This is a genomic window from uncultured Sphingobacterium sp., from assembly GCF_964277905.1.
Taxonomy (GTDB): Bacteria; Bacteroidota; Bacteroidia; order Sphingobacteriales; family Sphingobacteriaceae; genus Sphingobacterium; species Sphingobacterium siyangense.
On sequence record NZ_CAXYKD010000024.1, the window covers coordinates 170,627 to 194,748 of the forward strand.

Below are 24,122 nucleotides of genomic sequence, written 5' to 3' on the forward strand. Positions count from 1 at the left end.
ACTACATTCATTACAAATAATTTTTATCCTCTACTTTCTTAAAATTAAAAATGGTTGTAATATAGAAAATCGAGAGCTTGATTGTCGGTGATAAAAACTGAACGATAGATAATAAAGTAGAATAAGCAGCACTTCTCATACCTGAAGAAACCACCAAGTTTTTATGAAAAGACTTTAATAAACTTCTCTTTCTATCAAAATTGCGGCTAGAGAGGCTATCATTTGTATTTGTTCCTACATAACCTATATTAGATACACCATTTATTGGAAGAACAAAACAATCAATCTTATTTCTTCGACATGATAGCCCCAAATAATTATCCCATGTACCCCAATTTTTATCTAACTTAGTATGATACCTTCGTGTAATCAATAATTTAATTAGAAAAAATAAATTCAAGATTATATTTGTTCCTCTTAATATTTCACCAATATTGGGCAAAGTTTTATAGGTTGAAAAAATATCTATTCTGTCCCATACCTTTTTCGTAACGACCCACCCCCATATTGTAGGAATTTTAATATTAATGATGTAACTCGCATTTTTTGTATTTGAAATAAAATCAAAATAATTTGTTAAGCTAATTATTCCTTTATCCAAGCATTGTTGGAGTAAAGGGTCTTTAATTAAATTGATACTTTCTAAAGAAGGAACACAATCATCTTCCAAAATCAAGATATTTTCTGCAACAGTATTATTAAATACCTCCTTTATAGCGTGTGGAATTGAATGATTGATGCCCAAATTTCTTTCTGGACGCACAATTTGATTTTCAGCTATTCCGCAAGACAAAAGATAATCGACCATCTTTTCCTGCACCAGACTATCGTTCTCATTTCGAGCTCCATCTATAAAAACAAATTTGTCTGTGTTTGGTAGGTCTTTTATCGCATCCAAAACGACTTTAATTTGATCCAATCTATTATACCCGATTAACAAGATCTTCATTTCTTCTTTTCCCATAATGCTTTATAATTAACTTCATTAGATCAATCATACTTATTAATCCAACTATTGAGAGTAATTTTGTTTTAAAATCTTTAATTGTTTCTCTAAAAAAGAGATCTACGATAAAACTCGTAAATAGTTGGCTAATTAAATATGCATATGCTGCTCCGATAATCCCATATGCTTTAATTAAGATAAATGAAACGACCAAACTAAAAATCGCACTAATAATCATCCTAAAAAAATTAAGCCTATCTTTCATCTGATTTATAAAAAATCGCCCCTGAAGCATACCTAGCGCAACAAAAGGAATAGATAACACTGTAATTCTCAGAATATTTACGCCAGCCACATATTTTTCCCCAAAAAGAATTTTCAGAAAAAACTCGGAAAATATAAATATCGGTAGAATACATAAAAAGCTGGTCCAAAATAAAAATGAATAAATTCCTTTTTTATGAATTTCTTGCAAACTATCGTTAACAATCAACGGAGTCAAAACATTGATAATAAGAATAATAAAAGCATTGGACAACTCACATATTTTTATCGCAGGGGAATAAATTCCCAAATCATAAAAAGTACAATATTTTTCTAAAAAAAAAGTATTTATACGCATAATGATAAAAATAGACATGCCTGCTCCTAGCAGTAATGCTCCGCGACGGGATAGCATTATAAGTGTAGTTCTATTGACATAACTCAACCGAATTAAAAGCCCTTCCTTTTTTAACATATAACAATGCAAAATCATTATGCACAAAAAATCCAATATATATAGGAATACCAGAATCTCAAAGCTATATTGAGGTTCTAAAAAGAATACTGCAATCCTCAATAAAAGTGATAAAATCGAAAGCAAAAATTTTCCTACTGTGATGATTTTGTTTTTTTGATTGGCTAAAAAATATAATTCCGAAAAATCAAAAATCCCCAAAAAAAGCGGTATTGAAATTATGGCTATATATTTTAAAGGGATCGCTAAACTATTATAAAGAAGAATAGCTATAACAGAAAGAACTAAGGCAAAAATTGCCCTCAATGCAAAACTGCTGTTTAATATATTCAGGAATTTATCCTTTTTTAATCTAGCAGATTCTAACAGAATGACATTTTCCAGTCCAAACTTTGAAATACTTATAAAAAAGGATGATAAGAATACATAATAACTATATTGACCAAAAGCAGACACATCAAGGATTCTCGCTATAATTGCATTAACAACCAAAACTGATAATACCTTTGAAACATTGTCAATAAATGCAAAGGCAATAGTGTTTAAATATTTACTTAACATCTGCTAATGTCCTCTTTATAATAAGATACAGCACGCCAAAAAAAACGAAGAATATGAAACTGAATGCTATACACATTATCTTAGAAACTTTGAAAATTTGCAATGGATAAATTGGAATATCGACAACCTGAATCAATGGGGCTTCTTTTAACAAATTCATTTTTGCCAATTCTAAATTTTGTATAAGATGTTCTAAAATAGCCTTATTAGTTTCAGCAGAGAATTGAGATTTTTGGGAAGGTACTAGCCTTTGTGCCTGCCGTGTAGGATTTAAGTTTGGTGTAGCATCAATGATTATTGCCGTTGTTGCTATATTCCCATTCATCACTGCCCTGACAGAATCGGTCTTGTGTTGTAAAATTGCAATATTATTAAGGGATTTTTTTGTTTTCGTCTTAATATAAAAATCGTTAACTTCTTTTACTAAACCTTCGTTAAACTCTTTTGCAAAAATTTCATCATTAAACTTAACGTCTACTTTTATGATAGAAAGCTTCTTGTCTGGCTTTACAACACTTAAATATTTTCGATTGATTCTGGATACAGCCTCCAGTACAATAGAATCTTTAGCCCTCTCTCCTGCAGCTGATTTTTTTTCTGAACTCCATTTCCCCAAGTCCTTCTCATTATCTATAAACCTATCCATCAACAATTTAGAAGTATCAGAAGTAGAAGGTAGCATTAAAGCTGCTTCGATCATTTTACGAGATTTATATAATTCAATAATATTATCTCCTTGAAAAATTCCTCCACCTGAACCGCCTAAATCAACTCCGACCATAGAGGCTATTCCCGCGTATTGCGAAAGTCCCATGCCGCTATTTTCTGATGATTCTAAAACAAAGGTGGTTGTTGCCAAATAAGTGATTTGTTTGGATTGAGCATAAAAAAAACCACAAGCTGACCCCAAAATACCCAATCCCAATAATAGATACCAATGCCTCATTAAATACCTACTCCAAATTATCGTTCTTTTTAAAAATTCCTTGAACGTTACTTCTTTCGTCATGCGATTACTTAAATAAACTTATGATAATTGCTAAAGTAGATGCGATACCTGTCCCTATTCCAATCCATGCTTGGGAGCTTAGTTTTTCTCTTGGGGCTCTTTTAGGCACTATGATTTCTGCTCCCGGTTTAATGTCTGGATAACCACTATCTTTTCCTTTGACGGCTCCATTGGCATATTGTACAAATACACGTTTTTTTAACGCATTATCAGTAAATCCGCCAGCCTGATTTATATAATATTTTAGGTTTTTGCCTTTTATATAGACCACATTATTAGGATTCAATACTTCACCAACGACTTTAACTGTTTCTAATTCCTTTGGTACTATAATAATATCGCCATCCAAAACCAATAAATCTCCGCGCTGGTAAGGTTTTTCGAGTATTTTGTTTAGCTCAATCCCTACAAGATCGCTGGGCTCAACATCGGCTGCCGACACTCCCTGCTGCGAAACCTTCGCGAGCGCTTTATTTTTTGCTTTGGAATTGTCCCCATTTTCATCATCAAATTCCTGATCTTGCTGATTTTTTTGCTTATTACGGCCATCATCCTCTAGGCTATCCTTCTCCAGTTCTCTTTTCAGACGCTCTTTCTCTTTCTTCTCCTCCGCCTTCAGCTTAGACATTCCAGTGCGTTTTAACGATGCTCCTTCCGTATACGCATAGGGTGTCAAACCTCCAGCTCGTTTGACAATATCTGAAATACGTTCATCTTCCCTAGTAATGGTATAAAAGCCTGGGTAAAGTACTTCACCTTCAACTTTCACTTGACGTTGAGTCCGAAAACCAGCATCCCCTAAAATGGAAATAACATCATAAGGTTCCAATATGATAGCTGGATCAGTCAAAACACCATCTCTAACGTCTATTAAAATAGTTGTTGATGAGCGATGATCCGCGGCATCAAGATTTTTTAATCTTCTAGCAATCTCAACACGAGCATTTTTCGCCGCCTCTGTAAATCCACCCGCTTTCTGAATAATATCACCTAATGTAGCATTGCTTGCAAAAGGAAAATCACCTGGAAAACGAACCTCTCCCTGAACCGTAAACTTATATTCCTCTCTTAAATCAAAGATCGAAGCAATCTCAATTTTGTCTTCTCTCTTTAAAACAATATCAGGTGCCATACTGCTTAATATCTCACGAACATTGAAATTGATCAATTCGGAGGTATTATCAGCTTTCAGCCGATTGATCAAACCACGTTCCAAAAAAGCATCTTCACGCACACCATCAGCCATTTCTAAAACTTGCTTCAGTGTCATGCCTGGTTCTAGGCCGAAGATTCCTGGTCTAAATACTGCCCCCAAAACACTCACTCGATTCGAAAACCGTTCCAAGATAGGCTCAACTATATATCGATCGCCACCTTTTGGCACATAGTTTGCAAATTGATCGGCGTAGATATCTTGCACGCTACGTTCACGGCCTGTTGTTTGTAAAACTTTGATCTTAGCATTATAGGCATTCTCCGTAAAATCACCCGCGTAACGTAATATATCGGTGAGCGATTCCCCTGTTACGGTTTCGAAGATTGCTGGTCGCTTTACTTCCCCCTCAAATTGCACACGTGCTCCATATACAGGAATATGAATAATATCTTGATCCTGAAGACGTATATTGCCTTTCTGTATACCATTGGCCAGGAAATCATAAATATCAATGGTACTGACAATACGATTTCCCCGGATTACTTGGATTTGACGGTAAGTACCATTTTTATTGGGCCCTCCAGATGCATAAAGCGCATTGAATACGGTTGCTAGAGATGGTAGACTATAAGTTCCCGGTTTTGTGACAGCACCCGTTAAAGTAACACGTATGGTGCGAATATTGCCTATGGTAACACTAACCTGCGTTCTTCCTGAATGAATTGCCGTATAAGTTCCACTCAAGCGTTGTTCAATTTTACTCTTCGCAGCGGCAATCGATAACCCAGATACAGTAATTGGTCCTACATATTCAACTTTGATCGTCCCATCTGGACTTACTGGAAGCTTATACGATGCTTCATTGTCACCACTTATGTCCAATAGTATTTCATCATCCGGCCCAATTATATAATTACTCGGCGTTGCCATTCGAAGATCTGGTTCGAAGGTGATTGTATTATTTTTAAAGAGATCCGAACCGAAAATCTTAAGTTCTTTTTCATCGATAGATAAAGAGTCTCGCAGATCCTTCTTTTTGTCTAAGGAATCCGCTTGATACCCCCCTTTCACATTTCTTGAATTCGAAAAGTTGTTATTCTTTTGATTATTTGATCCCGAAGACTTCTGTTTATCTTTTTTGATCTTTTGAAGGCGATCTTTAAGCTTTTGGACTTCAACTGCTGACACGCCTTGAGCTCGAGCAAACCCATCTAACTGATTTTCTGAATATCCCATCAGCTCAGCTCTCTTAACATATTGTTCTATTTGAGAATCAGTTAGTTCATCAATCTTAATATTAGTAGGATTGATCTGTGCTTGCAAGTTGCCAATAAGGCCTACTATCCAGATCAGCATAAAGATTTTCTTCATTATTATTTGATATTTCTAACAAAAATAGCGAAAACTATTTAATTAAACAGGAATCCTATTGTACCGGAGAACCTAATTATATGAATTAAAATTTGTCTTTGACCTCATTATACACGCTCCGCAAGCCATCAGCCAAAGAAATATTTGCGCACCACCCAAGCGCATTTAGTTTTGAGACATCCATTAATTTTCTAGGAGTACCATCTGGTTTTGAACGATCTAAGACAATTTCACCGTCATAACCAACCACTTCTTTAACTAGATGGGCTAGATCTAAAATGGAGATATCTTTTCCTACACCTATATTTATAACACCGGCTTCGTCATAGGTTTCCATAAGATATACACATGCATTTGCCAAATCGTCAGCATGGAGAAATTCTCGCAAAGGCGTACCAGTACCCCAAATAGTAACTTCAGGCAATTTATTTTTCTTCGCATGAATAAACTTTCTTAACATAGCTGGTAATACATGCGAATTATTTAAATCATAATTATCATGTGGCCCGTATAAATTCGTTGGCATCACAGAGATGAAATTACAACCATATTGTGCTCTATATGCATCACACATTTTTATTCCTGCTATTTTTGCAATTGCATAGGGCTCATTTGTCGGCTCTAGAAGACCTGTCATCAAATATTCTTCTTTAAGAGGTTGGGGGGCCAATTTAGGATATATACAAGATGACCCTAAAAACATTAATTTTTTGACGCCAGATCTATATGACTGTTGTATAACATTACTCTGTATCATTATATTATCATATATAAAATCTGCGCGTTGATTGTTATTTGCAACAATTCCCCCCACCTTGGCCGCAGCCAAAAAAACATAATCAGGACCTTCTGTTTCAAAAAATTCGGCAACTTTAGAACTATCTCTCAGATCTAATTCAGCAGAACTTCTTAAAAGAAAATTATTAAAACCTTTGCTCTTAAGCTCGCGAACAATTGCAGAACCAACCATGCCACGATGTCCAGCAACATAAATTTTACTTGTTTTATTCATGTTGATTTTTAATAGTGAATCCTGCGCTTTTCAACAAAATTTCCTTTTGAAATAACGTTAAATCAGCTTCAACCATCTCCTTAATAAGTCCTTGCAAATTATATTTAGGTTCCCAACCTAATTTTTTCTTGGATTTAGATGGATCTCCAATTAATAGATCTACTTCCGTTGGTCTAAAGTAATTAGCGTCGATAGCCACAACGACCTGTCCGCAAGGCACACAATATTCTTCCTGCTCACAGGAGACAACGTATCCTTCCTCTTGAATTCCTTCTCCCCTAAATTCCACTTTTATCCCGACTTCAGCAAAAGCCATCTTTACAAAATCCCTTACAGTAGTCGTTATGCCGGTTGCTATCACAAAATCCTCAGGATATTCCTGTTGAAGAATAAGCCACATAGCCTCAACATAATCCTTAGCATGCCCCCAGTCTCTTTTAGCATCCAGATTTCCCAGATACACCTTGTTTTGCAGCCCCAATGCTATCTTTGCAACAGCACGGGTAATTTTCCTCGTAACAAAAGTTTCGCCTCTCAATGGGCTTTCATGGTTAAAAAGAATTCCATTGCAAGCGAAAATACCATAAGCTTCTCTATAATTCACCGTAATCCAATACGCATAGAGTTTAGCCACAGCATAAGGCGAACGAGGATAAAATGGAGTAGTCTCACTTTGAGGAACGGCTTGTACTAAACCGTATAATTCCGATGTAGATGCCTGATAAATTCGAGTCTTTTCCTTCAGTCCTAAAATCCTTAAAGCTTCCAATAGACGTAAGGTGCCGATTCCATCTGCATTGGCAGTATACTCAGGTGTATCAAAACTCACTTTTACGTGGCTCATCGCCCCCAAATTGTAAATCTCATCAGGTTGAACTTCCTGTATTATTCGTATGAGGTTCGTCGAATCACTTAAATCTCCGTAATGTAATTTGAACATCACTTCATCCTCGTGAGGATCTTGATAAAGGTGATCTATCCTGTCTGTATTGAATGATGAACTACGTCGCTTTAGTCCATGAACTTCATAACCTTTGCTTAATAAAAAATCGGCTAAATAGGCTCCATCTTGACCTGTTATTCCTGTAATTAGTGCTCTCTTCATAAATTATAAATGCTATTCCATAAAATTACTTTCAATACTTTTTATATTAGAGGTAATTTATATCTTTCTCTTTCTGAAAACATACATATTTCTTTAAAAAGCTTTTTTTGTTAATTCTAACCAAAACACTAAATAGAAGCTAGCAATCAAATTATTGGGGCATCTTTTTAATTAGACATTTAAAGTAGAGAAATTTAAGCGCAAAACTAGGCAGAATTTTCTTTTAACACAAAAAAAAAAGGAAAACAAATAAATACCATTAAAAAAACAAGTTAAAACACATACAATAACTCAATCTTCACACGAAAATTATTTATCGACTGTTAAAGAAACTAGCCACTACTTACAGATGACACTTTTCGCATGAAAAATTAAAAATGGAAAAATAATAGTAAAAAAAACATTTACTATATTGCATTCGAATTTGTATTATTTTTTGACCTTATTTTATATCGGAATATTAATTCTATGAAAAATGCTACGATTGCACTTTTATTATTCTTAAGCGTGATTATACTTTTCAATTGTTCCTGTAAAGACAATACAAAAGGAAAACAGAAAAACAACCTGGCACACCAAAGCGAAAAATCGCTAAGCGCTGCAGATAGCACTTTGTTCCATTTTTGGGATAAATTTGATATGCAGGATACTGCTCAAGTTAAAAATCCGGAAAAAGGAGAACAACAGCTTGCCGATTTTATTCAACTGCTATCACAAAATCCTGATTCAACCACAAGGGATAAAGCAGTTGACCTTATGTTGGACAAGGCAAAAGTCAATCGAACAAGCTTTGATTATTTCATCAAACAATATGAGCATTATCTATACGACGGCAATTCGCCCATGCGTAATGATATTGTGTACGAATCGATTTTGCGCTACCTAATCAAAACAGATTTGCTTTCAGACCTTGAAAAAGAAGCCTACAGACCAACTTATAAATTAGTCCTTCGAAATAAAGAGGGAAAAACTGCCGAAGACTTTACTTATGAACTGGCGAATGGCAAAAAGCAAAAGTTATCGGATACAAAATCAAAATATACCTTCTTGATCTTTTACGATCCGGATTGCTCGCATTGCAAAGAAACTATTCATCAGCTCCGCGATACTCCTCAGTTGGTACAGCTCTTTTCCCAGCTACAAGTACAGGTACTCGCTATTGACCCATGGGGAGATCGCACAAAGTGGAAAAACTATCAATCTGAATTGGCGGATCAATGGATCAACGGTTTTGACGGCGAAAGCAAAATATTGTCTTTCAACTTATACGACCTCAAGGCTTCGCCAACGATTTATCTTTTGGATGAAAACAAAAAAGTAGTATTAAAAGACACCTATTTACAACAAGTCATTGCGTATTTTGTTAAAACCAATTCCTAGCTGATGTCTGAAAACACGAGCGCAAACAAAACACGGGTTATTTCAAACGAAGACTATTTTGCCGAGGTACAACGCATTCTTAATGAAGGAAAGGAAGTCCGCATACGAGTCAAGGGAAAAAGCATGCGTCCGTTTATCCAAGACGGAGACACCGTATTACTGCGGGCATATCAGGGAGAACCCTTAGTTTTGGGCTGTAATATACTCGCCAAGGACAACGATAAATTTGTGTTCCACAGGCTTGTAGGCAAGAAAAAGAACCAATATGTATTGGCGGGAGATGGCAATCTTTTGCTCCGCGAATATGTAGGAGCAAAAGACATCATCGCTATCGGTTATATGCACTATCCGCAAACCGGAGGAGAGGCCGTCGACATCAACCGCAACTGGACAAGATTACGGGGTTTAGGCTGGTACCATCTCCGTCTGCTTCGCCGCATTGTCGCAAAATTGAAACGCTGAGACAAAAAAATCATTAACTTTGACTTAAAAGAACAAAAAGAGCATACAAATTCGTTTATATAGTTGAAAGAATATGCTTTACTTTATGCATAACAATTACAATATGGAGCATCCAACTTTAAAGCATACGCAAGTTTTAAATTCCTTGAATACTTCTTTTAACGATTAAAAAACACATTATTTACATATGAAATTAAGATCGGATTTAGTTTTGAGAACAATTGGTTCAGATCATTTGATTGTGGACCCTAGCCAAGATATGGTTGACCTATCAACAGTATATACCTTGAATAGCTCTGCAGCATGGTTGTGGGAACAGCTCAAAGGAAAAGATTTCACGATTGACACTATCGTTGATTTACTTTGTGAAAATTATGACGTGGACATCGAACAGGCAAAATCTGATGCAGAAATTCTTCTTCAAGACTTCCAAAAACAGGGCCTATTGGAAAAATAACCATTATTTCAAACCGAGACTTTAAATGAAGAGCGTCTGGATATTCCATATAGCAATTAATAAACAAATTGATTGTATGAAATGAATAACAATAGCTTGAAGCAACACTTGCGCTGGGCTTTGTCAATCAGCCAGGGATACCGAAGCCAACTGTTCCTTTATTTCATACTGGAACTGATATGCATTGGCCTTTCCCTCGCTTTTGTGTTTCTGTCAAAAAAGGCTGTAGACACGGCCACATCTCATGGGGATTTACCACTGAAATGGCTGCTTATTGGCATCGTGGGAAGTATTGCCTTAAATGTAGGCATCAAGGGGTATTCGGGTCGCATGATGGAGCAGATCAAATTGAAGCTTACGATCCAGCTCCAACGAACGATGCTCGACGCGCAAATGCTCTCCATATGGCAATTAGTCAAAAACTGGCATACTGGCGATATTCAGATCCGCATCCAGACGGACTGTGAGGAAGTCGCCAATACCATCGCCAATACCTTCTTGTCTTTTATATTAACCACGATCCAGCTATTGGCCTCAGTCGGTTTTCTTTGGTATATGGACCCGATGCTGGCACTGATGATCCTGGCCATATCCCCTCTTTTTGTGTTTTCAAAATTGTATTTCCGCAAGATGCGTAAGCTTAGCAAGGAAGTCAAGGAAGAGGAAAGCAACTTTTCAAAGGTACTGCAGGAAAATCTTCGTTTTCGACTCCTCATTCGGGCCATGGGCATCTTCCCAAAAAGAAGAGAGAAACTCTTAGCGAGTCAGCATCAATTATTATTGTTGAAAATACGCCAGCTCAACTTCTCCACATACACTCAGGGAGCCATGAAAGTAGCGATGAATGCAGGTTATTTAATCGCTTTTATCTGGGGGATCTATCGGTTACAAGCGGGGCAGATTTCATTCGGAACAATGACCGCTTTTCTACAATTGGTTGCACGGATACAATCGCCTATCCTCGCATTGATTGCTTATATACCAGGCTTTGTACGCTTCCGGGTATCTGCAGATCGGCTATTGGAGTTGCAGGCAGGAGAAATCGAACCCCAGGTAACACAACAGCGTCTCCATGAGACACAGGAGCTTCGGATCAGCGACCTCTCCTTCCGTTATGAAGATAAATGGGTGTTACAAAATTTAAATCTTTCCCTAAAGATGGGTGAGCCCACCGCTATTATCGGACCGAGTGGAAAAGGAAAAACAACATTGATCCGTTTGCTGCTTGCACTGCTTAAAGCAGAAAAAGGACAAATTACGCTTTTAGATAAGGATGGTGAAAGAGAGTTAACGGCCAGCCATCGGATCAACCTTGCTTATATTCCGCAGGGAAATTCACTATTCAGTGGTACCATTCGTGAGAATTTACTCCTTCATGTGAAAGAAAAAGGGGCAATGGATATGCAAAAAGCACTTTGGCTTGCTTGTGCGGAATTTGTATTTGACCTACCCGACGGAATCGATACGGTCGTCGGTGAATCTGGCATCGGCCTATCGGAAGGGCAGGCACAACGCGTTGCTATTGCACGCGCACTCATGCACGACGGTGACATATGGCTCTTCGATGAGGTTACTTCCGCATTGGATAAGACGACATCGGATACGTTAATTCAACGATTATTGGAACATGGAAAGCACAAAATCTGCTTGTTTGTAACACATGACCTACACCTGGCCGAAAAATGTCAGCAACGTATTTATCTAGATTAAGTATTGGACGGACAAACATAGTAGATCAATAAAACGCATATCGGCACAATAGACAAATGAAAAGAAGTAGCTGACAACAGCTATGAAATAAAAAGAAATGACCGGCCAATACTTAAGTCTGAATTTCTAACAAGTTTTTAAAAGACAAATCGGGCGAGCCCACGAAATAATTATTTAAACATGAATTTGACGACATCATCCGAATTATCCCAGACACGCTACCGCATCGCGGAATTAATACTGGAGTTTAATCATCCTCCAGATTATCCGCTAACCAAACTTCTTCCTTCGTTTCGCGACTTCCAATGGCTAGCCCCCACCGACAAAACAGACATTAGTATCACTGTCAGTGTAGCAAAAGCACCGATACCTGAGGATATGGGTATACTTCGGACAGACGAATCTATTGCATGGGGAGATCGATTTCGCTTTTATGAAAAAGAGGATACTTTCATCACAACAATCAGCAACGAACAAGGCAATGGACTTTGGTACCTCCAAAGTGACCGCAACTTTGAACGTTCTTTACTTTATGTCCCTGCAAGCACAGCGGATGAACAGAGTGGCGTTATTACCTGGATGGCGATGATGATCTTTGGGCAAGCCAGCCTATTGCATAACACCATCATGATCCATGCTTCTGTTGCAAACCACGCAGGCAGAGGTGTAGCATTTTTAGGCAAGAGCGGTACCGGTAAGAGTACACATAGCCGCCTTTGGTTAAAACATATCCCAAACACCTCTTTACTCAACGACGATAATCCAGCTATTCAAATAACCGATGATGGCGTATTAATTTATGGAACACCTTGGAGCGGCAAGACGCCTTGTTATAAAAATGAACGACTACCATTGCAGGGGTTTGTTCGCTTACAGCAGGCACCTAAGAATGAGTTCGAATGGCAAACTGGACTTAAAGGCTTTATCGCGGTATTGCCAAGCTGTACTTCGATACGTTGGAACAAGGAATTATTTTCCAACATGAATACCATTTTGGAAAAAATCATCGCTCAGGTTTCTGTTGGCTACTTAAAATGTTTGCCTGATGCTGCCGCGGCAGAACTGTGCCATTCTTATCTTTTTTCGAACGAATAAAAGGGATCAGATTCGTACTTTGTTCGTACCTGCTTCGGATGCGGACAGACTTTGACCCAATATGCAACAGACCTTGACCAGATCCTGAACAGGAATTATCTGGTCAGGATCTGCACAAAGTTACTACACGTATTGATCAGCTCCGAACGTTGTCCGAACAAAGTACGAACACAAGGCGAATAAAGTTATAAAAAAATCCCCCAAAGGTCTTGATGACAGATGGGGGATTTTTTTATAGCTTTTTTTGGTTAGCGTTTCTTGAACATGCCCCGCTCGGGACGGGGATTGACCAGCCCTTGGCTAATGCTTCGGCGGCTTTTGCTGCTCACAGTACTTAATGCAGCCTTAGTTGTGATACCGGGCAAAGCATCATTCAATGCCGTAGCCAGCATCGTCTCCTTCTTATCACCAAAGTCGACAAAAACATAATCATCAACATTACTTTTATCGGGACTAAGTCCGTCCCAATACTCAGATACGCCTTTTGAATTGCGGAGCATAAAGGATACTGGCCAAAAGGAGACTTTATTACGAATCACTTCTTCAAAAAATCCTACAGGCTTACCGTAGGTTCGGGTACCCGAAGCGATCACCTCGACGGTCAGATGTGGTTTGAGCACATTGATCAACATCTCTGCCGCTGAGGCAGTACCTTCGCTCACAAGAAAGTAAACCTTAGTCAGATTGAGACTACTGCTCCCGCTGAAATAGGTATTTGCAAATTCCTTGCTGAGCTGTGCATCATTTTTTATGTAATCATTTACATCATAGGTCAACATCAATCGCTTATCCGCGCCGATGGTTCCAGCGATTTTATCGGCAACATAAACGGAGGATTCGACGTAACCGCCACCATTGTAACGCAGATCAACAATCAGGCTCTTGATACCAGCAGTTTGAAACTTCGCAAAGGCATCGTCCATATTCTTTTTGTTGGTCGCACTGCTGCCAATCTCTTCAAACGAAGACAGGGCCAAATACCCGACACTAATGCCATTGTAGGTGTAGACCTCATCTTTATAAATTGGATTGATCGTATAACCATTAGCGTAAGTAAGATCTTCGCTCTTCGTTGTCCCGTCCTGATGTTTCACTTGCAGTTTAAGTGTACCTGCATCCAAGGCGGCATTTAGTTTATTCATCATTTTGTCCCGGGCACTTGCATCATTAATCGAACAACCAGTCGTCGTACAGGTAACAGCAATCGAGTAATCAGAATCGCCGTTGACAGCAGTAATAAAATCGGAGCGTTTGAAACCTGCTTTTTGGGCAGGAGATCCGCCCTCGACAAAATAAATAATAGGTTGTGCTGTTTTTCCATCTTCTGTACCCAGTTGCACATAGATGCCATACCCATCATTCGTATCCATTTTCAGTCTGCCAGATGCAGTTACACCGGTGTTATAACCGTCGAGTCCAACCATATAGGAAAACCGGTCCAATACACCACTTGAATAAGAAGCATGTGCTGGGGTCATCTTCTTCAATGCGTCAAGCACCAAATCTGCTGAGCCATATTTATCGGTGAATTGAGAAGGATCACTGGTATAATCAGGAATGGATTTGTCCCAAAGTGAATATAACTTATAATACTTGTAGATATCATCCTTGATCAGCTGCGCTTCGGTACGCTCCACTGGTTCGGGTTCGGGTTCAGGCTCCGGTTCAGGGCTATCCTTTTTACAAGAGAAAACTAAAAGTCCAGTCAGTGCTAGGATAGCCAAACGTCCTGTTTGTTTTAATGGCGCTAAGTTCATAGTTGAAACATTTGTAAAACAAACATAAATAATTTAAGTTGATATACAATAAAAAAACACGCTGGCCTTGGGGTAGTGCCAGCGTATTTACTACTTATTGAAAAACGTTGTGATAACAATCGACAGATAAAAAAGTTTTAAAAACCATTAATCTATTGCTATTTTAATTTATTGATGTGATAAACCTGCGTAACCCCAGGATCTATTTCAGCTCCTTTTTTAACACTATTATTTTTAATATTGTATTCATAGATAAACCATTTCGCTGCTGGAGTTTTCACCGCGGTATAGAGATTGCCGTCTTGAATCAGGTTGATGGTAGTCGTTGGATCTCCACCAGTCAATTCTGCTAAGTTTGCAACAATTTTTTTATTCGCTACATCAATAACATATGGTCTGATGTAAGCTTTTCCATCACCCAACCAGGCTAAATCTCCTCCTTTGACAGCATAGTCTTTAAGATCATATAAATAGCTCTTATCAAATTCGGTCTGGCCATTGTTCACGCGCAAAATCGCGTAAGTACCATCTGTTTTACCACGTGTCAAGAGGTAAAGATTGTTGTTGTCATCCAGGAAAGAATAATTTTCTCTCTGCCAGTGCCCCGCAACGTAGCTCGCTCTATCGTCACTCATAATATGACCATTTGCCATACTTGGGTAATCACAGATGTAGGCATAAGCTTTTGTATTGACAGGTTTATAATCGAAAGTGTAATAATAAAAGCCAAAATAAGCTTTACCCCCACCCACACGCATACTAGTAACATTAAGTATAGTCGGATCGACAGTACCATCAGCTTTGTAAACTGTGTAATCCAAGGTCGGGATCTGCGCTTTTAAGGTTTTATTGAGTGTCATATCCTTGGTATTCATAAAGTAAATATCTTTTTCAAATACCTTTTTCTCTAGGTTTGCATCACTCGCTCCTGTTGATGTAAATACGATTTCGTCTGTTGTACTAAATTGGCTCGCCACCTTCCCAAGATAGAAGTACCCAGGGAACGCATAGTTATCAACTTCTTTAAACTCCCCTGCATCTGTCAATTGATGCTTGCTAAAACGCGTACCGTCATTGGAAAGATAATAATTACCATTAAAGACATAGGCATAGCCTGCATAACGGGCTTGAGGTAAAAAGGCAGTAATATCTGTACCTTTATTATTCGCAGGCGATAACAACGTATCTTTCATGATCTGGTCAGTTGTTAACAAATACGATCCATTTGCTGTTGCAACCCAAACAGCGTATTTTGATTCAACAGGCTCCGTGACATCAGGAACATTAGGGCTATCTTTGCAAGAAGATATCAACAGTGCAGCTAATGCACAATAGCCAAATAGTCTATTTTTTTTCATGATTATTGATGATGTTTGATTAATTATAGTAAGGAAACTCTAAATTTTATATAAAATGCACGTCCAGGTTTTTGGAGACGAAAATTATCGTAGGCGCGTTCATCAAAGATATTTCTCGCCTCGCCTGAAATATTATAGCGATTGTGATTCCAAGAGTAGCTTAAAAGCAAGGAATGGACAAGTTGTGTCGGAATGTAGCTTTTGGATGCCAAAGAGCCTAAATGACTATCGCTTAAATAAAACCATTTGGTATACTGCGTCGTCCAGTTGATCTGTGTACGGCTACCTTTGCTGAACCAATTATTTTGCGCAAAACCAACATCGAAGTTACCATACACCCAAGGCCGGTTTGGAATCTGATAACCATAAGTTAAGCTAACTTGCTGGTTTGTATCGTCAGTGAACTTCTGATTGTCAATAGCCTTATCATAACTACCATTTAAAGCAGCAGTAATAACATCTTTATAGCCGTAGCGAAACTCAAAACTCCCACCATATAATTTGACCCCAGGAATGTTATAATATTGAAATTTATCACGTTCATTATCGGCTACAACACGGATATTAAGGTAATCTTTTGCCAAACGATAGAATCCAGAAATATCAAAATTCAGATAATGGTTGTCGTTTAAAAACGTATTATAATAAAACCCTGTATTTACGTTGTCGCTACGTTCAGGTTTGATATCCCAGTTCGAAAGGTAATTTTGTCCATCACCGTATATTGCATCCATGGATGGCATATTGTAGGCACGCTCTGCCGACAACTTAACCCCTCCATCCTTAAAAATACGGTAACGTGAAGCAAAGCTATAGCCTGTAAATCCAAGATATCTTGATTGGCCGATAATAGAACCGCTCACAACCTCATTATAATCCCCAAATACACGTTGATCAATTTCTTGATAAGTATCCAACCCGTAATATTTGATGGCAATATTGTTTACAAGACGTTTCTCTAACCACTGATTTTGCCAGGCTAAACCAACGATATGTTTAACCAGATTATTCGGTAGCCCCGAGGTATTATTATTTAATACTTTATCATATGTCTGGCGGTCATTGGTACTAACGTTATAGTTTAGGTTCAAACTGTTGTTACGGCTTTCGTCAAAATCATAGTTAAAATTAGCCCTAGCAAGTATACTACCTGTATTATATTTTGTATGAACCTCATTTCGTACAGCTTGCCCTATTGAATTTGTTATCGGTTTACCGGTCCATTCATAGTTGTATTTTGCCGTATCTCTGACATGGGACACGTCATAACCATAATTTGCATAAATATCTGCATACAGTCGTTCAACAAGAAAATTCTGCTTTTTATAGCTAATGGTAGGCATAATGTAGGCAGATTCTCTCCAGTTACCCCCATATACTGTGTTTATTGTCGCACCAAGTTGATTTTGTTTGTTATTTGTGGCATAAGTTAGGCCAATGAAAAATTGGTCCGCCCAGCTCTTATCCCGAAGCCCCACCTCTACCTGACCCATTGCTGAATAATAGCGGTCGTTGAATCGTTTTGCTTCGTCAATAGATACGAACTTGTTGTTGACCACTTTTTCCAATATCACACCGTATTTCTCCTCGGTATACATTTTGTAGCTATTGTCTGAGTAGTTATAAAATGCATTTGTACGTACAGATAGCTTGTTTTTAGGATTTGTATACATCCCCACCAGGGATGCTTGATGTGTATTGAAGGATCCATAACTATAACTTAAATCCAGAAAGTGTCTATTCCGTTGCTTTGTAATAATATTGACAGCGCCCCCAAGAGCGTCCGAACCCAGAAATGCAGGAACTACACCCTTATAAATTTCAATTCGATCTACCAAGTTTACAGGAATATTATTCAACGACATCGCAGGACCAAAATCATCCATCGGCACTCCATCGATGTAGATTTTCGCCGCCAAACCATTGATACGAAAGACAAAATTGGACCCCAGTCCCCCATCTTCACGAATGGTTACCCCAGGAGCTGTACGAAGAATCTGATTGACAGTAGCCGTTTGATTAGCGTATCGGTTCATATCAATCACACTGACATTGAATCCAGACCTTTTTATTTCGCCAACACGACGTTGATTTTCTGTCTGCCCTTTCACATTGACCAACTCAAGAACATGTTCATCCTTTTTTAGCTGAAAGTCTTTATAAATTTCATTGCCTTTTAAAGGTGCGCTTTGCGTAATGTAACCGACAGAAGTTACTGCTAACTTATAGGGTGGCTTGGAGTCCACACGCAATTTGTAAAACCCGTCCACATCTGTGGAGGTTCTGTTTTCAGTGCCCGTAATACTGACCGTAGCACTTTCAATTCCTTTCCCAAACAGATCTTTAACATATCCTGTAATAGTGGTCTGTGCGTGTGCTGTGGTCGTAAGAATAAATAAAAATAAAAAAACGATGTAGGTAGACTTAAACATATGAGTTGGGTAATAAATAAAAGCATGCTATTCTTTAAACTGGGACAAATATAAATTTATTTAGATTAATTACAAATAATAATTTCAATTATACCCAAAAATCACTTAGATTAAAACACACTATAAATGAATGGGATACAAACATATTAGGTCCCTAACCGAGGAATAAAGTAAACTTACGCATGAGGTTGTAGAAACAAATATAATTAATATATTTGCACTGTTTAAAATCAATCTAAATAAATACAACAATTTTTAACCGCTAAAAAACAGTAAACGATGTATACATTTTTGCTTCTGACTATTTTTACCGGCAGCCTTTTTTGGTACTGTTCTTCGGAAAAAGTCAACATAGAAAAAAGTCATAAACTGATACTAACTTTTGCGAAAGATAAGACCCGTTCGAAAATATTAGGTATTGTACTTCTCGGCCTATCTTGGATATTGACGATGTACCTACAAGGGCTTCTTTCGGGAACATTAGCATTCGGCGCCTATACCATGGGATTTTTCAGCTTGATTGTACTCTTATGGCCTTACCGCTACTTTCAGTGGAAACAGTTGACAATTGTTTTTCTACTTGCTCTTATTTTTGAAACCCTGATCTTCTAAACCATGCCAGCCAATAAAAAATACTTAAGCAGCCCATTTCAAAGATTTCTAAAATTAACCGCAGGATTCTTTGGCGGCTATTTTGTCATGCTATACCTCCATCTTTGCTTAACCAAATTGTTTGATAAAACAGACATATTGATTACGGCCTATGTCACAGGCTATATTGCTTGGGGAATATTATTGCTATTCGCATTTCTTTCAAAAAGCGGATGGCTGATATGGGGCATATATTTGCTTCTGATCGCATTATTCTATAGCATCTTTATATACCTATAATCCTCTCTACCATGAATCTAAGACGTTATAACATCTATTTTAATACCCATACGATCTCAGGGATAATCATCTGTGCCATTTTATATGTAATTTTCTTCGCCGGATCCTTTTCATTTTTTAAAAATGAAATCAATGCCTGGCAAAAAAACGAGTCGGACAAAGGTGGCACGTACCGAAATATGGTTTTTGATCATCTTCTGGACTCAGTTGGCCAGATCAAAGAACTTAAGGGTAGGGATATTACCTTTTATATGCAACATAACGGCCATGCAAGTTATGTCAATATAGGAACCTCGCAGGATACGATAATTGCTAATAAGGCCAAAGAGTTGGCGGCAAAAAAAGAACTGGAGGAAAAAAAGAATAGAAAAGCGAACGTAGAGGAAGGAAAAAAGAAAAAAAGAGGGCGTGGGCGCCGTGGTGCGGAGGACTCGATGTATTTCACCTATGACCTTGCCACAAAAAAACCGTCAGATTATGGTGACGGCTACACGATGGGGGAGTTTCTCTATCGCCTCCATTTCCTTGCCCCACTCAACCAGATCGGAATCAATATCGGACGTCCCTTTGGTTATAGCTTGGCTGGCCTCGTTTCTTTTATCTTCCTTTTTGCACTGATATCTGGTCTCATGCTCCATTGGGACAAGATCAAATCCAACTTCTTTGTATTTAGACCCGGAAACAAATGGAAAACGGTATGGACCGATATGCACACGGCCCTCGGCGTGATCGGATTCCCGTACCAATTTATGTATGCACTGACAGGAATCGTACTGATTGTGAACTCGGTGCTTATTATTCCATTTAGCAAGTACCTTTACGATGGAAAGGAGGATCAAGTATATGAAGCACTTGGCTATAGCGACAATACGAAGTACACGTATTTGTATGAACCACTTACGACAAGCTTTAAAATGGGTGACTTCCTGGATAAGCTGGAGAGCAAATGGCCAAACAGTCATATGAACCGCATATTCATCAAAAATTATGGTGATAAAAGCATGCATGTCGTAGCGCTATATGATGCAGATATCGATAAAAACTTTGCTGGCTCGGGCAAACTGATCTATCGTGTCGCAGACGACAAAATTCTTTTTGAAAAATCTGCCGCAGAAAATGGCTCCTATCTAGATTACATGAAGGGTTTCATCTACCGTTTGCATCTTGCGGATTTTGGCGGATATCCTGTCAAAATCATTTATTTTGTGCTGGGTATAATGGGCTGTTTTGTCATCATCTCCGGCATACTGATCTGGCTAGTCGCACGGGATAAAAATAATATCCCAAAGCGCAAACGTATCTTTAACTTTTGGGCTGCCAATGTATTTATGGCCAGCTGCCTCACGATGTTTCCGGTCACCGCAGGAACTTTTATCGCTGTTAAGCTAGCGACGAAAGTGGACCAACCTTTTATATTCCATGTTTATTTCTATAGTTGGCTGGCATTAGGTGTTTTTTACATTATACGACGTAACATAGGGAAAACAAACTTAGAAACACTCTTACTTGGCTCGGTATTGTCTTTAGCAGTACCTATTGTGAATGGGATAAAAACGGGGAACTGGATATGGGAAACTTATCGCTCAGGCTCAAATGACATTTTACTGGTAGATCTACTATGGCTATCCCTGGGGATAATCGGACTACTCATCTTTAAAAAGATGTTACAAACGGCAAAAAAGGAAAATGCGAATGGCAAAAAAGTTACTGGAGCAACGACCAAAAGCCATACGAAGTCTGGCAATAGCAGCGATGGCGACAGTACAACTGGTACAGGTAGTCAATTGCCACCTAAGAGAGCGTTTGCCCTAAAAAACAAACCTGCTACAGAGATCTAAAATTCGTTGTTCATATCTGCACTGGGCGAGCTTTAACGCTCGCCTTTTGCTATTTTTTGCGAGCTCCTCTTTATGTGACCTCCTCCCTTTAATATCGGTACTTCTCTTTCCATTTATCTCGTAAGTTCTGCCTTATTTTTTCTTCCTGTGGATTTTGGCCGGGTTCATATAATTTGACACCACTCACCTCTTTGGGAAGAAATTCCTGAACGACAAAGTTTCCCGGATAGGCATGGGCATACTTATATTCGGCACCATAGTTTAAGTCTTTCATCAATTTGGTCGGCGCATTACGGATATGCAGCGGTACCGACAGATCTCCAGTTTGTTTCACCAAGGCCTGTGCCTTATTTATTGCTTCATAGGAAGCGTTGCTTTTAACAGAAGTCGCCAAATAGATAACCGTTTGCGAAAGAATGATACGTGATTCGGGCCACCCGATAACATTGACAGCCTGAAAGCAATTGTTTGCCAACAACAAGGCATTCGGATTGGCATTGCCAATATCTTCAGAAGCTAAAATCAACAACCTCCGTGCAATAAAGGATGGATCTTCCCCGCCTTCGATCATCCGTGCAAGCCAATATACTGCTGCATTCGGATCAGACCCGCGAATTGATTTAATAAAGGCCGAAATAATATCGTAATGCTGCTCACCCGCTTTATCATAAATGGCCATATTTTGCTGTACCTGCTTCAATACAAAAGCATTTGTAATTGGCTCTTTGTGCAATACTGCAGCATTCACAACCAATTCGAGAACATTCAACAATTTACGTGCATCGCCACCGGACAACCGCAACAAGGCCTCATATTCTTCTACAACAATCGCTTGTTTCTGTAAATATTCATCTTCATGTAATGCTTTTTGAATCAATCCAATCAGATCTTCTTCCGAAAGATGTTCCAATACATACACTTGGCAACGCGAGAGCAATGCGGAGATGACCTCGAACGATGGGTTTTCTGTTGTGGCACCAATCAGTGTCACAAGCCCGCGTTCAACAGCCCCTAAAAGTGAATCTTGCTGCGACTTGGAAAAACGGTGAATCTCATCAATAAATAAAATGGGTTGATCTTGGTTGAAGTTCATCAGCCGTTCGGCTTTTTCGATGACTTCACGAATATCTTTCACCCCTGCTTGAATCGCACTTAATGAAAAGAATGGCCGGTCGAGCTCTCTTGCGATCAGCAAGGCCAAACTTGTTTTTCCGACCCCGGGAGGTCCCCACAAAATCATGGATGGAATATTTTTTTGCTGGATCGCATGGTAGAGTACCGCATCTGGGCCCACAATATGTTGTTGTCCCACATAATCACTCAATTGCCGCGGCCTAAGTCGTTCTGCTAATGGAATTCGTGTCGCCATAACACAAAGTTAAAAATTAAAACAGCACTAAGGCTAAATATTTTAGCTTTATTCGTCCAAACTCTTCGACGAAGAGTTCTGCAAAGTAATAAGCATCAAGCTTTCACAAGCATAATTTTAAAGGGCATCATTCGCCGTTCGATATTACTTTAACATTTTTTCACACAATTTTTCGTCATATTTGCTCTATTATATATGTAAATTGCTTTTGGCAGAGCATAACCGACCGTACAGGTTTATCGAATTAAGTAGTAGATTGCTCAAATATGTCCTTTAGCTAAATTTATGTAGACGTTAATAATAACGTAATATTTTATGAGAATGACAAAATACTGGATTTCTATATTGACCGCTTTGACTGCATTCATGAATATACCATGTCAGGTAATCGCACAGGATGCCGCCAAAGATTATACTGGCGCAATAAAACAATACGATGCTTCCTTTAAAGGTATCGGTCCAGAGGTCTACTTTTTACCACCTCCAAAAACGGCCAATGAAATACTAGCAGAAAATTATGCAGACAAGAAGTCTTTCAGCAAAGAAATTGCCAGGCAGCTCCTGCTCCAGCGATTGCTGTTGCAACTGCGGAGCACCAATAACTTGGGCCATTTTCAATATTTGATGAACCCCATGCCTACTGCAGCAAATAGCTGGGATAGTGCTATAGAGACGCAAACAAAAGCTGAAAACTGGATTGCTGGCTACGCGCTCGCCAATGAAGCAGCGTTATTTTCAATTAAAAATAACGATAGCAGCAATGCCTCAAAATTTCTATATCAGGCACTTTCCTTGGCAAATCGTACCGATAACAGGGATGATATTGCTACAATTAATATGAACATCAGCAATTTCCAGCTGTACAGTGGAGACTTTGTACGTGCTGAAGAGAGCGCACAAAATTATCATACCTATGCAATGAAGAGCAAAAGCTATGCAGACCAAGCCAGCGCCTGGCTTTTAATTGCTATGGCACGAGCCGGTCAGGGAAATTATAAAGCTGCCGAAAACAATATTATCCGCAGTGCGATCCCTTTGCTCAATAAGGCCAAAGCCTATGAGGGGAAGATTTTCGCATGGGAAATGCTTGCTGAAATTTATTTTAAGCAAAACAAATTTACCGAGGCTCAGTGGTTTCTGCTACAAGCCCGCGACTTGGCCAATGCAAAAAAACTAAGTAGCGAGCTCGCTGAAATCGAATACTTGCTGGCCTCATCCAAGCAAAAAGATGGTAATTATAAGGTGGCAATCAAAGAATTTGTGCAAGCGGCTGAACTCGCTTCAGATGAAAATAATAAACAACTGTCGCTGGCTATATTGGACAAACTTGGTGAAGTATATCTTGTGCTAAAAGATTATCCATCTGCTGATCAGACCTACAAAGCCTATACGCAGTTAAAAAATGAATTGTACAATTGAAACATTTAAAACAATCTACCCCTTTTAGTGGTCTGTTGAAAGAGCAGTCTACAAA

General features: G+C 38.6%; 18 protein-coding genes. 8 read left to right on the forward strand and 10 right to left on the reverse strand.

The window, feature by feature from the left end:
* Positions 1-10: 10 nt before the first annotated feature.
* The 6 genes from ACHWSC_RS10705 to gmd form a co-directional block, all read right to left on the reverse strand.
* Entirely contained in the window at positions 11-964 is a 954-nt protein-coding gene (locus tag ACHWSC_RS10705; protein ID WP_394676764.1) for a hypothetical protein, read from the reverse strand.
* Positions 924-2,246, reverse strand: coding sequence for an oligosaccharide flippase family protein (locus tag ACHWSC_RS10710; protein WP_394676765.1), 1,323 nt, complete (start codon positions 2,244-2,246; stop codon positions 924-926). The genes ACHWSC_RS10705 and ACHWSC_RS10710 overlap by 41 nt, the downstream gene beginning before the upstream one ends.
* Positions 2,236-3,255: a lipopolysaccharide biosynthesis protein gene (locus ACHWSC_RS10715; RefSeq protein ID WP_394676766.1), complete on the reverse strand. Its 1,020-nt coding sequence runs from the start codon at positions 3,253-3,255 to the stop codon at positions 2,236-2,238. The genes ACHWSC_RS10710 and ACHWSC_RS10715 overlap by 11 nt, the downstream gene beginning before the upstream one ends.
* Positions 3,256-3,259: 4 nt before the next feature.
* Positions 3,260-5,782, reverse strand: coding sequence for an SLBB domain-containing protein (locus tag ACHWSC_RS10720; RefSeq protein WP_394676767.1), 2,523 nt, complete (start codon positions 5,780-5,782; stop codon positions 3,260-3,262).
* A gap of 85 nt (positions 5,783-5,867) precedes the next feature.
* Complete coding sequence (locus ACHWSC_RS10725) at positions 5,868-6,794, reverse strand: GDP-L-fucose synthase family protein (RefSeq protein WP_394676768.1); 927 nt, start codon at positions 6,792-6,794, stop codon at positions 5,868-5,870.
* Complete coding sequence (gene gmd, locus ACHWSC_RS10730) at positions 6,787-7,899, reverse strand: GDP-mannose 4,6-dehydratase (RefSeq protein WP_394676769.1); 1,113 nt, start codon at positions 7,897-7,899, stop codon at positions 6,787-6,789. Before gmd ends, ACHWSC_RS10725 begins: the two co-directional genes overlap by 8 nt.
* 468 nt (positions 7,900-8,367) lie before the next feature.
* Here gmd and ACHWSC_RS10735 point away from each other — a divergent pair, with 468 nt between their 5' ends.
* The 5 genes from ACHWSC_RS10735 (at position 8,368) to ACHWSC_RS10755 (ending at position 13,003) form a co-directional block, all read left to right on the forward strand.
* Positions 8,368-9,279 carry a DUF5106 domain-containing protein gene (locus tag ACHWSC_RS10735; protein WP_394676770.1) on the forward strand — a complete coding sequence of 304 codons (912 nt, stop codon included), beginning with the start codon at positions 8,368-8,370 and terminating at the stop codon, positions 9,277-9,279.
* 3 nt (positions 9,280-9,282) lie between these two features.
* Positions 9,283-9,741, forward strand: coding sequence for a S24/S26 family peptidase (locus ACHWSC_RS10740; RefSeq protein ID WP_394676771.1), 459 nt, complete (start codon positions 9,283-9,285; stop codon positions 9,739-9,741).
* A gap of 187 nt (positions 9,742-9,928) precedes the next feature.
* Positions 9,929-10,198, forward strand: coding sequence for a PqqD family protein (locus ACHWSC_RS10745; RefSeq protein WP_333887976.1), 270 nt, complete (start codon positions 9,929-9,931; stop codon positions 10,196-10,198).
* Between the two features lie 81 nt (positions 10,199-10,279).
* The gene (locus ACHWSC_RS10750) at positions 10,280-11,908 is read left to right on the forward strand and encodes an ABC transporter ATP-binding protein (protein WP_394676772.1); all 1,629 of its coding nucleotides are present in this window, start codon (positions 10,280-10,282) and stop codon (positions 11,906-11,908) included.
* 180 nt (positions 11,909-12,088) lie between these two features.
* A complete protein-coding gene (locus tag ACHWSC_RS10755) occupies positions 12,089-13,003 on the forward strand; it encodes a hypothetical protein (protein WP_394676773.1) in 915 nt (304 codons plus the stop codon).
* Positions 13,004-13,251: 248 nt separating this feature from the next.
* Here the strand turns inward: ACHWSC_RS10755 and ACHWSC_RS10760 are convergent, their stop codons facing one another.
* The 3 genes from ACHWSC_RS10760 to ACHWSC_RS10770 all read right to left on the reverse strand — a co-directional run bounded on the left by ACHWSC_RS10760 (position 13,252) and on the right by ACHWSC_RS10770 (position 18,550).
* Positions 13,252-14,760 (reverse strand): S41 family peptidase, encoded by a 1,509-nt coding sequence (locus tag ACHWSC_RS10760; protein ID WP_394676774.1) that lies wholly within the window; start codon positions 14,758-14,760, stop codon positions 13,252-13,254.
* A 158-nt stretch (positions 14,761-14,918) separates the two neighbouring features.
* On the reverse strand, positions 14,919-16,118 hold the full coding sequence (locus ACHWSC_RS10765; RefSeq protein WP_394676775.1) for a hypothetical protein: 1,200 nt from the start codon (positions 16,116-16,118) through the stop codon (positions 14,919-14,921).
* A gap of 23 nt (positions 16,119-16,141) precedes the next feature.
* A complete protein-coding gene (locus ACHWSC_RS10770; protein WP_394676776.1) occupies positions 16,142-18,550 on the reverse strand; it encodes a TonB-dependent receptor plug domain-containing protein in 2,409 nt (802 codons plus the stop codon).
* Between the two features lie 279 nt (positions 18,551-18,829).
* Between ACHWSC_RS10770 and ACHWSC_RS10775 the strand changes: the two genes are divergently transcribed.
* Together ACHWSC_RS10775 and ACHWSC_RS10780 are read left to right on the forward strand one after the other, a co-directional pair.
* A complete protein-coding gene (locus ACHWSC_RS10775) occupies positions 18,830-19,162 on the forward strand; it encodes a hypothetical protein (RefSeq protein WP_394676777.1) in 333 nt (110 codons plus the stop codon).
* A 290-nt stretch (positions 19,163-19,452) separates the two neighbouring features.
* A complete protein-coding gene (locus ACHWSC_RS10780; RefSeq protein ID WP_394676778.1) occupies positions 19,453-21,279 on the forward strand; it encodes a PepSY-associated TM helix domain-containing protein in 1,827 nt (608 codons plus the stop codon).
* 88 nt (positions 21,280-21,367) lie between these two features.
* Here the strand turns inward: ACHWSC_RS10780 and ACHWSC_RS10785 are convergent, their stop codons facing one another.
* The gene (locus ACHWSC_RS10785) at positions 21,368-22,648 is read right to left on the reverse strand and encodes a replication-associated recombination protein A (RefSeq protein ID WP_394676779.1); all 1,281 of its coding nucleotides are present in this window, start codon (positions 22,646-22,648) and stop codon (positions 21,368-21,370) included.
* Between the two features lie 315 nt (positions 22,649-22,963).
* On the opposite strand from ACHWSC_RS10785, the gene ACHWSC_RS10790 reads away from it, so the two are divergent.
* Entirely contained in the window at positions 22,964-24,067 is a 1,104-nt protein-coding gene (locus ACHWSC_RS10790; protein WP_394676780.1) for a tetratricopeptide repeat protein, read from the forward strand.
* Positions 24,068-24,122 lie beyond the last annotated feature (55 nt).